Source organism: Bradyrhizobium sp. ISRA464 (assembly GCF_029910095.1).
Lineage (GTDB): Bacteria > Pseudomonadota > Alphaproteobacteria > Rhizobiales > Xanthobacteraceae > Bradyrhizobium.
This window is the reverse complement of the sequence record NZ_CP094526.1, coordinates 7,150,663-7,163,035: the sequence shown is the minus strand read 5'-3', so window position 1 is coordinate 7,163,035 and position 12,373 is coordinate 7,150,663. Positions and strand designations below refer to the sequence as shown.

General features: G+C 64.3%; 10 protein-coding genes. 3 read left to right on the top strand and 7 right to left on the bottom strand.

What is annotated here, in order from left to right; translation table 11 throughout:
• Nucleotides 1-39 precede the first annotated feature (39 nt).
• The 6 genes from garD to MTX19_RS33195 all read right to left on the bottom strand — a co-directional run bounded on the left by garD (nt 40) and on the right by MTX19_RS33195 (nt 8,108).
• Complete coding sequence (gene garD, locus MTX19_RS33220; protein ID WP_280980988.1) at nt 40-1,581, bottom strand: galactarate dehydratase; 1,542 nt, start codon at nt 1,579-1,581, stop codon at nt 40-42.
• Between the two features lie 227 nt (nt 1,582-1,808).
• Nucleotides 1,809-3,257 carry an aldehyde dehydrogenase family protein gene (locus tag MTX19_RS33215; protein ID WP_280980987.1) on the bottom strand — a complete coding sequence of 483 codons (1,449 nt, stop codon included), beginning with the start codon at nt 3,255-3,257 and terminating at the stop codon, nt 1,809-1,811.
• Nucleotides 3,258-3,279: 22 nt separating this feature from the next.
• Nucleotides 3,280-4,635 carry a glucarate dehydratase gene (gene gudD, locus MTX19_RS33210; protein ID WP_280980986.1) on the bottom strand — a complete coding sequence of 452 codons (1,356 nt, stop codon included), beginning with the start codon at nt 4,633-4,635 and terminating at the stop codon, nt 3,280-3,282.
• A gap of 31 nt (nt 4,636-4,666) precedes the next feature.
• A complete protein-coding gene (kdgD, locus tag MTX19_RS33205) occupies nt 4,667-5,608 on the bottom strand; it encodes a 5-dehydro-4-deoxyglucarate dehydratase (RefSeq protein WP_280980985.1) in 942 nt (313 codons plus the stop codon).
• A 127-nt stretch (nt 5,609-5,735) separates the two neighbouring features.
• A complete protein-coding gene (locus MTX19_RS33200) occupies nt 5,736-6,641 on the bottom strand; it encodes a LysR substrate-binding domain-containing protein (protein ID WP_280984954.1) in 906 nt (301 codons plus the stop codon).
• A 129-nt stretch (nt 6,642-6,770) separates the two neighbouring features.
• The gene (locus tag MTX19_RS33195; RefSeq protein WP_280980984.1) at nt 6,771-8,108 is read right to left on the bottom strand and encodes an MFS transporter; all 1,338 of its coding nucleotides are present in this window, start codon (nt 8,106-8,108) and stop codon (nt 6,771-6,773) included.
• Nucleotides 8,109-8,319: 211 nt separating this feature from the next.
• Here MTX19_RS33195 and MTX19_RS33190 point away from each other — a divergent pair, with 211 nt between their 5' ends.
• Both MTX19_RS33190 and MTX19_RS33185 read left to right on the top strand, forming a co-directional pair.
• Nucleotides 8,320-9,351, top strand: coding sequence for an alpha/beta fold hydrolase (locus tag MTX19_RS33190; RefSeq protein WP_280980983.1), 1,032 nt, complete (start codon nt 8,320-8,322; stop codon nt 9,349-9,351).
• Nucleotides 9,352-9,365: 14 nt separating this feature from the next.
• Nucleotides 9,366-10,313 carry a fatty acid desaturase gene (locus MTX19_RS33185; RefSeq protein ID WP_280980982.1) on the top strand — a complete coding sequence of 316 codons (948 nt, stop codon included), beginning with the start codon at nt 9,366-9,368 and terminating at the stop codon, nt 10,311-10,313.
• Between the two features lie 86 nt (nt 10,314-10,399).
• On the opposite strand, the gene MTX19_RS33180 is transcribed toward MTX19_RS33185, so the two are convergent.
• On the bottom strand, nt 10,400-11,011 hold the full coding sequence (locus MTX19_RS33180; protein WP_280980981.1) for a TetR/AcrR family transcriptional regulator: 612 nt from the start codon (nt 11,009-11,011) through the stop codon (nt 10,400-10,402).
• Between the two features lie 180 nt (nt 11,012-11,191).
• Here MTX19_RS33180 and MTX19_RS33175 point away from each other — a divergent pair, with 180 nt between their 5' ends.
• Nucleotides 11,192-12,217 carry a histone deacetylase family protein gene (locus MTX19_RS33175; protein WP_280980980.1) on the top strand — a complete coding sequence of 342 codons (1,026 nt, stop codon included), beginning with the start codon at nt 11,192-11,194 and terminating at the stop codon, nt 12,215-12,217.
• The last annotated feature ends 156 nt before the right edge of the window (nt 12,218-12,373 follow it).

The window sequence follows — 12,373 nt, the reverse complement described above, 5'->3', positions numbered from 1 at the left end:
TGGAGCTTCGGTTCTGATTCAATCAGAACCGAAATTGCTCTAAGTCACCGGCGCCGGGTTGAACAGCGTGAGGTCGTTGTGGATGCCCCAGCGATCCGACCATGGCTTGGTGCGGCCGCTTGCGACATCGAGGATCATGCGGAACAGGTCCCAGCCGGTCTCCTCGATCGTCTTCTCGCCGGTCGCGATGCAGCCGGCGTCGAAGTCGATCAGATCCTTCCAGCGCCGCGCCAGTTCGCTGCGGGTCGCGACCTTGATCACGGGCGCGGCGGCCAGGCCATAGGGCGTGCCGCGGCCGGTGGTGAACACCTGCAGCGTCATGCCGGAGGCGAGCTGCAGCGTGCCGCAGATGAAATCGCTCGCTGGCGTCGCCGCGAACAGCATGCCATTCTGGCGCGCCTTTTCACCGGGCGAGAGCACACCGGTGATTGGGCTGGAGCCCGATTTGACGATCGAGCCCAGCGACTTCTCGACGATATTGGCAAGCCCGCCCTTCTTGTTGCCCGGCGTGGTGTTGGCGCTGCGATCGGCACCGCCGCGGGCAAGATAGGCGTCGTACCAGGCCATCTCGCGGATCAGCGCGCGGCCGACATCCTCGTTGACGACGCGGCGGGTCAGAAGCTGGATCGCGTCGCGCACTTCCGTCACTTCCGAGAACATCACGGTCGCACCCGCACGCACCAGCAGGTCGGCGGCGAAGCCGACGGCGGGGTTCGCGGTGACGCCTGAGAATGCGTCGCTGCCGCCGCATTGCAGGCCGATTACGAGATCGGAGGCCGGGCAGGTCTCGCGCTTGCGGGTGTCGAGCACCTTCAGCCGCGCCTCGGCCTGGGTCATGATGGCGTCGACAATCGCGCCGAACCCGTCAAAGGCCTCGTCCTGCATCCGCACGATGGCATCGCCAACGCCTTCCGGCAGCAGCCGTTCGGGCGCGAGCTTTTCGCAGCCGAGACCGACGACGAGGATCTCGCCGCCGAAATTCGGGTTGAGCGCGAGGTTCTGCAGCGTACGGATCGGCACCACGGCGTCGGGCGCTGATATCGCGACGCCGCAGCCATAGGCATGAGTCAGCGGCACGACGTCGTCAACATTTGGATATTTCGGCAGGAGTTCAGCGCGAATGCGCTTCACCGCATATTCCATCGTGCCCTTGACGCATTGCACCGAGGAACTGATGCCGAGGATGTTCTTCGTTCCTACCGAGCCGTCGGGATTGCGATAGCCCTCGAAGGTGAAGCCTTCGAGCAGCGGCAGCGCCGGCGGGACCGCGGTCGCGATTTCGAGCTGATCGAGCGGCGGCGCGTCGGGCATGCGGATCCGCGCCTCGTCGACCCATTCGCCGGCGAATATCGGGGACAGCGCGTGGCCGATTACCTCGCCATAGCGGATGATCGGCGCGCCTTCGGCGATGTCTTCCAGCGCGGTCTTGTGCCCTTGTGGCACAAAGGCGCGCAGCGTCAGGCCGCAAGCGAACCGGGAGCCGGCGGGCAGGCCGAAATCATTCACGACGATCGCGACATTGTCGCGCGCGTTGAGCTTGATGTAGCGGGGCTGCTCCTTCGCGCCGATTGACTGGTCCATGAGGCTCTCCTGTGGGCTACGGCGAACTAGGCTTCGTTGAAGCGGCGCATTGCTGGCTCCGCTTCACCTCTCCCGCTAGCGAGGGAGGTCGCATCGCATCGTAGATGCGATGCGGGTGAGGGCTCTCTCCACAGGGATGACTCGTGTTGAGACCCCCACCCCGACCCTCCCCCGCGAGCGGGAGAGAGAGCGCACTTCCTGCGCAACGAGACTTGGCATCATACGCCTCAGCCAGGATAAGTGTAAGAGGTCTTCACCGCAGTGTAGAACTCGCGGGCGTAAGCGCCCTGTTCGCGTGCGCCGTAGCTCGAGCCTTTGCGGCCGCCGAACGGCACGTGATAGTCGACGCCGGCGGTCGGCAGATTGACCATCACCATGCCGGCCTCGCTGTTGCGCTTGTAGTGCGAGGCGTATTTCAGGCTGGTGGTGCAGATGCCCGAGGCGAGGCCGAACTCGGTGTCGTTGGAGATCGCAAGCGCCTCCTCGTAGTCCTTGGCGCGGATCACGCAGGCGACCGGGCCGAAGATTTCCTCGCGCGCGATGCGCATCTGGTTGTTTGCTTCGGTGAACAGCGCGGGCTGCAGATAGAAGCCGGGCGTCTCGCGGTTCAAGAGCTCGCCGCCCCAATGGAGACGCGCGCCTTCGTCCTGGCCGATCTTGATGTAGCGAAGGTCCTGATCGAGCTGGCTCTGGTCGACCACCGGGCCGACATGCACGCCGCTCTTCAGCGCGTCGTCGACGGAAAGGCCCTTCATTCGCTCGGTCATCGCAGTGACGAAGCGGTCGTGAATGCCTGCGGTGACAATCAGGCGTGAGGACGCGGTGCAGCGCTGGCCGGTCGAGAAATAGGCGCCATTGACGGCGACCTCGACCGCGACCTTCAGGTCGGCGTCGTCGAGCACGACCAGCGGGTTCTTGCCGCCCATCTCGAGCTGGAACTTCTTCATCGGCGTGGAGAGCACGCAGGCCTGGGCGATCTTGCGTCCCGTTGCGACCGAACCCGTGAAGGAAATCGCGGCGACGTCGGGGTGTTCGAGCAGGGTCTGGCCGACCACCGAGCCGGAGCCGACCACCAGGTTGAACACGCCGGCCGGAATGCCGGAGCGCGCGATGATCTCGGACAGCGCGTGCGCGGAGCCCGGCACCAGCTCGGCGGGCTTGAACACCACGGTGTTGCCATAGCAGAGCGCGGGCGCGATCTTCCAGGCCGGGATCGCGATCGGGAAATTCCACGGCGTGATCAAGCCGACGACGCCGACCGGCTCGCGGGCGATCTCGACCTCGAGGCCGGGGCGGACCGACGGGCCTTTCTCGCCCATCAGCCGCAGCGCCTCGCCGGCGAAGAATGCGAAGATCTGCCCGGCGCGCGCGACTTCGCCGATGCCTTCCGGCAGCGTCTTGCCCTCCTCGCGCGCGAGCAGGCGGCCGAGTTCTTCCTTGCGGGCGAGGATTTCGAGAGAGATCTTGTTCAGCGCGTCAAAGCGCTCCTGCGGCGTCGAGCGCGACCAGGCCGGGAAGGCGGCCTTCGCCGCGGCGATCGCCTTTTCGGTCTGCACCTTGTCGGCCTTGGCGTATTCGCCGACCACGTCCTTGGTGTTGGAGGGGTTGATGTCCCGGGTGATGCCGGAGCCGTCGATCCATTCGCCGGCGATGAAGTTCTTCTGGTGAGCGGTCATGTTTCTCTCCAACCTTTTGTTGTTAGCGCACGAGGCTGGGACGCTTGTCGTCGAAGGTCCAGCCCGGGATCAGGAACTGCATGGCGAGCGCGTCGTCGCGAGCGCCGAGGCCATGCTGCCTGTATAGCGCGTTCGCCGCCTCGATGGCACCGCGATCGATCTCGATGCCGAGGCCCGGGCGATCGGGGATCGCGATCCTGCCGCCCCTGATTTGCAGCGGCTCCCTGGTCAACGCCTGGCCGTCCTGCCAGATCCAGTGGGTGTCGATCGCAGTCACCTTGCCGGGTGCGGCGGCGCCGACATGGGTGAACATCGCGAGCGAAATGTCGAAATGATTGTTGGAGTGCGAGCCCCAGGTCAAGCCGTTGTCGCGACAGGTCTGCGCCACGCGCACCGAGCCCTGCATGGTCCAGAAATGCGGATCGGCGAGGGGAATGTCGACCGCGCCGAGCCGCAGCGCGTGGGAGAGCTGGCGCCAATCGGTCGCGATCATGTTGGTCGCGGTCGGCACTCCCGTGGCGCGGCGGAACTCGGCCATGATCTCGCGACCGGAAAAGCCAGCCTCCGCACCGCAGGGGTCCTCGGCGTAAGCGAGCACGCCGTGCATGTTGCTGCAGAGGCGGATCGCTTCGTCCAGCGACCAGGCACCGTTCGGATCGAGCGTGACACGGGCCTTCGGGAAACGCTTGGCGATCGCCGTGACCGCCTCGATCTCCTGCTCGCCCTTGAGTACGCCGCCTTTCAGTTTGAAGTCGGCAAAGCCATAATGCGCCTGCGTAGCCTCCGCGAGGCGCACGATCGCCTCTGGCGTCATCGCCTCCTGATGACGCAAATTGAACCAGTCGGGCTTGCCGGTTTCGCCCTCGACATAGGGCAGGCTGGTCTTGCTGATATCGCCGACAAAGAAGAGATAGCCGAGCGTCTCGACGCTCGCACGCTGCTGGCCTTCGCCAAGCAGCGCCGCGACCGGCAGGCCAAGATGCTGGCCGAGCAGGTCGAGCAGGGCGGATTCGACCGCGGTCACCGCATGGATGGTGACGCGGAGATCAAAGGTCTGCTTGCCGCGGCCGCCGGCGTCGCGGTCGGCGAATGTCTGGCGCATCGACGCCAGGATGTTGTTGCAAGCGCCGATGGTCTGACCGACGACGAGGTCGCGTGCGTCTTCCAGCGTCTTTCTGATCTTCTCGCCGCCCGGCACCTCACCGACGCCGATGTGGCCGGAATTGTCAGTGAGGATCACGAGGTTGCGTGTGAAGAACGGCGCATGCGCGCCGCTCAGATTCAGGAGCATGCTGTCGCGGCCGACGACCGGGATCACCTCCATCGCCGTGACGATTGGAGCGCCGGAAAAACCGGCGCGGATCGTTTCCTGGATCATCTGCTCCTCCCTTCATCTTGGGCCGTTCGGCTTATTCTGCGGCTTGCTGCGTAGCCGCCTGCGGCAGCTTCGCCACTAGTGCCGTGAGCTCGGCCATCTCCTGCTCGGTCAGGTCGGTCAGCGGCGGCCGCACCGGGCCGGAATAGCGGCCGATCACCTTCATGCCAGCCTTGATGATCGACACCGCGTAACCCTTCTTGCGGTTGCGTATCGCGATCAGCGGCAGGATGAAATCCTTCAGGCCTGCATGGATGGTCTGATGATCGCGCCGGCGCACCGCGGCGTAGAATTTGGTGGCGAATTCCGGCACGAAGTTGAACACGGCGGACGAGTAGGTCGTCACGCCCATGTCGAGATAGGGTAGCGCGAAGGTTTCCGCCGTCGGCAGCCCGCCGATATAGGTCAGGCGATCGCCGAGCTTGGAGTAGACGCGGGTCATCAGCTCGATGTCGCCGATGCCGTCTTTGTAGCCGACAAGGTTCGGGCAGCGTTCGCAGAGGCGTGCCAGCGTATCCGGCTGCAGGATCGCATTGTCGCGGTTGTAGACGATGACGCCGATCTTCACCGAGGCACACACCGCCTCGACATGGGCGGCGAGGCCGTCCTGTTCGGAATGCGTGAGGTAGGGCGGCAGCAGCAGCAGGCCGTCGGCGCCGGCCTTTTCCGCGCCAATGGCGACCTCGCGCGCGGTCGCTGTGCCGTAGCCGGTGCCGGCGAGCACGGGCACGCGGCCCTTGGTCTCGTCGACCGCGATCTTCACGACCTGCGGAACTTCAGTCGGCGTCAGCGAGAAGAATTCGCCGGTGCCGCCAGCGGCGAACAGGCCCGCGACGTCGTAACCGCAGAGCCAGTCCATGTTGTTGCGATAGGTCGCTTCGTCGAACGAATAGTCCGCCTTGAACGGGGTCACGGGAAAAGACAGGAGGCCGCCGCCGATTTGCCGGGCCATCTCCTGAGGGGTCATCTTGCTCATGGCGCCACTCCTTGAAAGCTTTTGGGGATCACGATGCGCGAGAAACGCGCGTCCACAGCGTCATTCTTAAGAAGCGGTTCGATGCGCGTCCAAGCTAAACGCGGTATCGAACGATGCGTCATCTGCATCAATCGCCGCCGGCATGCGGCCCGGCTATTTCCGTCGCGATGTCGATCAATGACGGCAGCAGCTGGTTCTCGTAGTCGCGCCGCCACACCAGGAACAGCTCGACGGGCGCCGCCGCGCGCAGCTTCAGCGGCTTCAGCCTGACATCCGCGATCTTCAGGCTCGCGGCAGCTTCCGGCACGATCGAGACGCCGAGCCCGGCGCGCACCATCGCGAGGATCGAGTGGATCTGGCTGAGATGCTGGACATAGCGCGGCAGCACGTCGGCGCGCGTGAACAGCGCCACCAGCAGATCATGGAAGTAACGGGCCTCATACGGCGAATACATCACAAAGGGCTGATCGTCGAAGTCCTTGATTGAGATGATCTCGACAGACGCCAGCGGATGCCGTTTCGGGATCGCGGCCAGCAACGGCTCGGCGACGACACGCCGGCTTGCGAATTCGGGCCGGGCAATCGGCGGGCGCAACAGGCCGGCATCGATCTGACCAGTGGTGAGCGCCTCGAACTGATCGCCCGAGACCATTTCCTTCAAGGAAAAATCGACTTCGGGCAGCCGGGTGCGGCAGGTGGCGATCAGATCGGGCAGAAAACCATAGGCAGCTGCGGCCGTGAATCCGATCTTGAGCGAGCCGGTCTTGCCGAGCGCGATGCGGCGCGCGACTTGCGACGCGGACTCGGCAAGCTTGAGGATGCGCCGCGCCTCGGGCAGGAAGCTGCGTCCCGCCGGCGTCAGCCGCACCGAGCGGCTGGTGCGCTCCAGCAGCGGCGCGTCGATGATGTGCTCGAGCACCTGGATCTGCCGGCTGAGCGGCGGCTGGGTCATGTTGAGCCGTGCCGCGGCGCGACCGAAGTGCAGCTCCTCGGCCACCGTGACGAAACAGCGGAGCTGGTTCAGGTCGAACATCGATACCGGCCCTGAATGGATGAGGCGGGGTTTTGTGCGTTCTAGCATCGATGCCTCCCGGAGACCAAGAAGACAAGGACGGCGGCCGAAGCCGCCGTTGATGTGTTGTTGGGATGTGGCTCCGGCCGCTCAGGCCGCCTTCAGCTGCACCCGCTTGATCTCGCCGACGATGAAGAGGTAGGCGATCGCCGCGACCAGCGCGTTGGCCCCGACAAACACCAGCGCGCCGTTGAACGAGCCGGTGGCGGCGAGGATGTAGCCGATGATAATCGGCGTGGTGATCGAGGAGAGATTGCCGAAGGTGTTGAACAGCCCGCCCGAGACGCCGCCGGCTTCCTTCGGTGAGGTGTCGGAGACGACAGCCCAACCGAGCGCACCAATGCCCTTGCCGAAGAAGGCGAGCGCCATGAAGCCGACCACCAGCGCTTGTCCTTCGACATAGTTGCAGCCGATGATCGCCATCGACAACAGCATGCCGCCGACGATCGGGATCTTGCGCGCCATGGTCAGCGAGCCAGTGCGGCGCAGGATGTAGTCGGAGATCACGCCGCCGAGCACGCCGCCGATGAAGCCGCACAGCGCCGGCAAGGTGGCGACGAAGCCGGCCTGCAGGATCGACAGCCCGCGCTCCTTCACGAGATAGACCGGGAACCAGGTCAGGAAGAAATAGGTCAGCGTGTTGATGCAGTACTGGCCGATATAGACGCCGAGCATCATGCGGTTGCCGAGGAGCTGGCGGATGTGATCCCATTTCGGGCCGCCGTCCGGTGCCTTGCCATCCTTCGGCGCGTCCATGTCGACCAGCGCGCCGCCTGCTTTGATGTAGTCGAACTCGGCCTCGTTGACCGAGGGATGATCCTTCGGCTCGTAGATCGTCTTGATCCAGGCGATCCCCATGATGATTCCGAGTCCGCCCATCACATAGAACACATGGCGCCAGCCATGCTCGTGCGCGATCCAGCCCATCAGCGGCGCGAAGATCACGGTCGCGAAATATTGCCCCGAGTTGAAGAAGGCCGACGCGGTGCCGCGCTCATTTCCCGGGAACCAGGCGGCCACGATGCGGGCGTTGGCCGGGAACGATGGCGCTTCGGCAATGCCCACCAGGAAGCGCAGGGCAAACAGCAAAATGACGGCGCTTCCCGCAGCGAGAAAACCGACCAGGCCCTGCATCGCGGTGAAGATCGACCAGACGATGATGCCGATCGCATAGACCCATTTCGAGCCGAAGCGGTCGAGCAGCCAGCCGCATGGCACCTGCGCGACCACATAGGACCAGCCGAAGGCCGAGAACACATAGCCCATCGCGACGGGATCGAGATGCAGCTCCTTGGAAAGGGCGGGACCCGCGATCGACAGCGTGGCGCGATCGGCATAGTTCACGGTGGTGACGAGAAACAGCATCGTCACCATAAGAAGCCGGACGCGGGATCGCCGGGCCTCGGCGGCGGACACAATTGCGCTCATGGCGCCTCCTCGAAATTTCCTCGAAAACTCTCCTAGAGAGGTGAAGGCAAGGGGTCCAAGCCGAAGCTTGTATCGATCCATACCGATTTTGAATTGATCGGGCCGGTGTCATGCCACCATCGCGGCTGTTGCGTCGGCCGGACAATTAGTGTACTTATCGTACAGTTATTGAGGGCGCAGCGTTGCGCTTTTACATCGGGGTCGATTGCCCATGACCACGCCTCGCGACTACGACGTGTTCGAAGCCGGCGAAGTGACGCTGCAAGGCGGCGCCGTGTTCCCGCGGCTCAGGCTGGCTTACAAGACCTATGGCGCGCTGAATGCGGCCCGGGACAACGTCATCCTCTACCCGACGTCTTTCAGCGCACGGCACACCGACATCGAATGGCTGGTGCAGCCGGGCGGGGCGCTCGATCCCGACCGCTATTTCATCGTCATCGCGAACCTGTTCGGCAATGGTCTGTCATCCTCGCCATCGAATTCAGGCGACGTGCTCGGCAACGCGCCGTTTCCTGCCTTCGGCTATTACGACGCTGTTGCGATCCAGCGGCGGCTCCTGGTCGAGCGGTTTGGCGTATCCAGGCTCGCGCTGGTCTATGGCTGGTCGATGGGCGGCATGCAGGCCTATCATTGGGCTGCCCGCTATCCCGACATGGTGGAGCGGGTGGCCGTGGTCTGCGGCAGCGCCAGGTGCTCGCCGTACAACCACGTCTTTCTCGAAGGCGTAAGAACCGCGCTGACGGCGGACCCCGCCTATCAGCACGGCCGCTTCGTCACCAATCCGGTGGCCGGCTTTCGTGCGATGGGGCGCGTCTATGCCGGCTGGGCAATGTCACATGAATTCTACCGCGACGAGGTCTGGCGTGAGGCCGGATTCAAATCGCTGGAGAACTACCTTGCGGCCTCGTGGGACGGTGCCTTCGCCCGGCGCGACGCCAATGATCTGCTGGCGCAGATCGCGATGTGGCAGAGCGGCGACATCAGCCGCTGCGATGAATTCGGCGGCGACTTCGACCGTGCGCTGGCCGCGATCAAGGCGCACGTGCTGCTGATGCCCGGCCGCACCGACCGCTATTTCGACATGCGCGACAATGAGGACGAACTTGCCCGGCTGGTCAATGCGCGCTCGGCCGCGCTGCGCGCGATTCCCTCGATCCATGGTCACCGCGCCGGCAATCCGATCAACAATGCCGCCGATCGCGCCTTCATCAACGCCGAGGTCTCGGCGCTCCTGCAACGCTGACATGTGAGACGACCATGAGCACCGCAGAGACCCATGATGCCGGACCTCGACTGAAGCCGCTGAGCCCGGAGAGCTTGCGCGATTTATCGGTCAAATCGAATCTTCCCGGCGCGGTGCGCGCGGCAAGCCATTACGGGATGATCGTGATCGTCGGAGCGCTGATCTGGCTGGTCTCGTCGCGCTACGGCCTGCCATGGGCGTTCCCGCTGATTGCCGTGCAGGGCTACTTCGTCGCGTTCCTGTTCATGGTGGTGCATGAGACCGCGCACAAGACCGCGTTCCGCAGCCGTGCGCTCAATCTTGCTCTCGGCAATCTGTCCGCCTTCATGATTGGACTGCCTTACGAATATTACTACCTGTTTCACTGGGACCATCATCGCTATACGCAGGATCCTGAGAAGGATCCGGAGTTGATCGTCGGCCCCAAGCCAAGTTCGGACACGCAGCTCGCGATCGCCTATTCGGGATTGCTGCAGGTGTTGGTCCGCATTCGCCTGATGTTGCGGCATGCCCTTACCAGCAAGGTGACTGTGCCCTGGATTCCGGAAAACAGGCGCGCGTCGATCGTGACGGAGGCAAGGCTCTATCTTGCGGGCTATCTGCTGTTGCTCGTGGCATCGCTCGCGCTGCATAGCGCGATCCTGCTCTGGGTGTGGATCGTGCCGCTGCTCGCCGGTCAGCTCATCCTGCGTCCCTATCTCTATGCGGAGCACACCGGTTGCGAGCGGACGCGCAGCGCATTCGAGAACACCCGCACCACGATGACCGGCAAGGTCATGAAATGGTTTGCCTGGAACATGCCCTACCATGTCGAGCACCACGCCTATCCGACGGTGCCGTTCCATGCACTGCCGAGGCTGAACGCGATCGTCGATGGCCATATCGTGTATCGTGGCAGGAATTACCGCGCCGTGACGCGCGAGACCTGGGCGTGGTTTCGCCGTCAGCGGCAGACCGCTTGATTCCTGAGCACGATCTCCGCGCAAACGTTCCGCGTTCGTTGCGAAGAGAACCGCGGTACAGTTTTCCGGATCATGCTCCGATAATGTCACGCATCCGCGTGCGGCCGCAGCACCAGATTAACGAGATTGCGCGCGTAGGCCGAGGTCAGCGGCTTGATGCCGAAGACGTAGCGATAGAACAGGCTGCCATAGATCGCGTCATAGAGATCGCCGGGCGCGCCGCTGGCGCCGATGCTGCCGTCCTGCTGGCCGGCGATAATCGTCTCCAGCATCTTGCTGCGACGAAGGCCGAGGTAGCGTTCGTAGAACAGTTCCGCCGACCCGGTGCCAGAAATGCATTCCGAGATCACCGCGAGCTGGACGCGCCCGAATTCGCCCTGAAGCGCTTCGACATAGGTCGCCACGTGGCGGCGGATGCGTGCCACCGGAGTGCCTGTCCCGGGCAGCGGCACGGCGCGCGAGGCCTGGTCGAGGAAGGCGTCGATCAGCAATGCTTCGCGCGACGGCCACCACTTGTAGATCGTCATCTTCGAGACATTGGAGTGGCGCGCGATCGCATCGATCGTGGTGGCGGCAAGGCCGGTGGTCGCCATCAACGTGTAGGCGCTTTGCAGGATGGCGGCGGTGGTCGCGGCGGAGCGCGGCCGGCCGCGGCGCGCCATCGTGCCATCCTCCGTTTCCGCCTTGCTGCCAGCCATTGCCCGAATTCCTCCAGCGCGTCTGAATCATTGCACCATTGCGCCGGGCATAGCACAAATCGGGTCGTGTTTCAGACGCTCGACCGCGCGGATAGTGTACAAGCGGCAAATGGAGCTTTCGCCGAGTGCCCGCCGCACGCACACAATGAGTCCGATCCAAACGTCGAACAGGAGTATCTCGTGAAGGCCGTCTATAGTGAACTGCATCGCAGCCATGATCCGCAATTCTTTCTGGTGCGCGGCGTGGTTCAGCGCACCACCGAGCAACCGGAGCGCGCGGATCGCCTGCTGGCAGGGCTGAAGGCCGGCAGGCACACGCTGCTCGAGCCAACTGCGTTCGGGCAGGGACCGCGCGCACGCGTGCACAGCCCGGAATATCTGAGCTTCCTGGCCGAAGCGTGGGAGGCGTGGGCCGCGCTGGGCGACCAGGGGCCGGAGATGATCGCGAACATGCACCCGGTGCGAAACGCCGGCACCTATCCGACCCACATCGTCGGCAGGCTCGGCTGGCACACGGTGGACACCGCGTGCCCGATCGGTCCCGGGACATGGGCCGGCGCCTGCGCATCGAGCGATGTTGCGGTGACCGCAGCGCAAATGGTGCTCGACGGCGAGGATGCCGTCTACGCGCTGTGCCGCCCGCCCGGCCATCATGCCTATCGCGACCTCGCCGGCGGTTTCTGCTTCCTCAACAACAGCGCGATTGCGGCCGAGCATCTGCGCCAGAAGCATGAGCGGGTCGCGATCCTCGACGTCGACGTGCATCACGGCAACGGCACACAGGGCATCTTCTATGAGCGACCGGACGTGTTCACCGTCTCGATCCACGCCCATCCGTCGTTCTTCTATCCGTTCGTGTGGGGCTATGCCCATGAACGCGGCGCAGGCCCTGGTCTCGGCGCCAATCTCAACATTCCGTTGCCGAAAGGCACCGGCGACGATGACTACATGAAGGCGCTCGTGGCGGCGGAGAAGGTGATCCGCGCCTTCGCGCCGACCGCGCTCGTGGTCGCCCTTGGCCTCGATGCCTCCGAAAAGGACCCGCTTGCGGGCCTCGCTGTCACCACCGACGGGTTCCGGCGCATCGGCGAGGGGCTGGCCCGGTTCGGTTTGCCAACGGTGCTGGTGCAGGAGGGCGGTTATCTCTCCGATATCCTCGGCGCCAATTTGACGGCCGTGCTCGGCGGATTCGAAGCCGCGCGCTAGCCGCTCGCGCCGCCACATTGTGTCCTGATACGCGGCACCATCCAACATGACGCGTGTCAGGCCTGCGTGCTCGCAACCGACAATAAAGAAGCCCGGCTAGGAATCAGCGCGAACTTGTGCTCTTCCTTGGGCTGTATCAGCCGGTCATGTCAGCTA

Bases quoted from the DNA above. Each gene is read 5' to 3' on its own strand.
- garD (WP_280980988.1), bottom strand. From the start codon at position 1,581: ATGGACCAGTCAATCGGCGCGAAGGAGCAGCCCCGCTACATCAAGCTC.
- gudD (WP_280980986.1), bottom strand. From the start codon at position 4,635: ATGATCCAGGAAACGATCCGCGCCGGTTTTTCCGGCGCTCCAATCGTC.
- MTX19_RS33190 (WP_280980983.1), top strand. From the start codon at position 8,320: ATGACCACGCCTCGCGACTACGACGTGTTCGAAGCCGGCGAAGTGACG.
- MTX19_RS33195 (WP_280980984.1), bottom strand. From the start codon at position 8,108: ATGAGCGCAATTGTGTCCGCCGCCGAGGCCCGGCGATCCCGCGTCCGG.
- MTX19_RS33200 (WP_280984954.1), bottom strand. From the start codon at position 6,641: ATGTTCGACCTGAACCAGCTCCGCTGTTTCGTCACGGTGGCCGAGGAG.
- kdgD (WP_280980985.1), bottom strand. From the start codon at position 5,608: ATGAGCAAGATGACCCCTCAGGAGATGGCCCGGCAAATCGGCGGCGGC.
- MTX19_RS33180 (WP_280980981.1), bottom strand. From the start codon at position 11,011: ATGGCTGGCAGCAAGGCGGAAACGGAGGATGGCACGATGGCGCGCCGC.
- MTX19_RS33215 (WP_280980987.1), bottom strand. From the start codon at position 3,257: ATGACCGCTCACCAGAAGAACTTCATCGCCGGCGAATGGATCGACGGC.
- MTX19_RS33185 (WP_280980982.1), top strand. From the start codon at position 9,366: ATGAGCACCGCAGAGACCCATGATGCCGGACCTCGACTGAAGCCGCTG.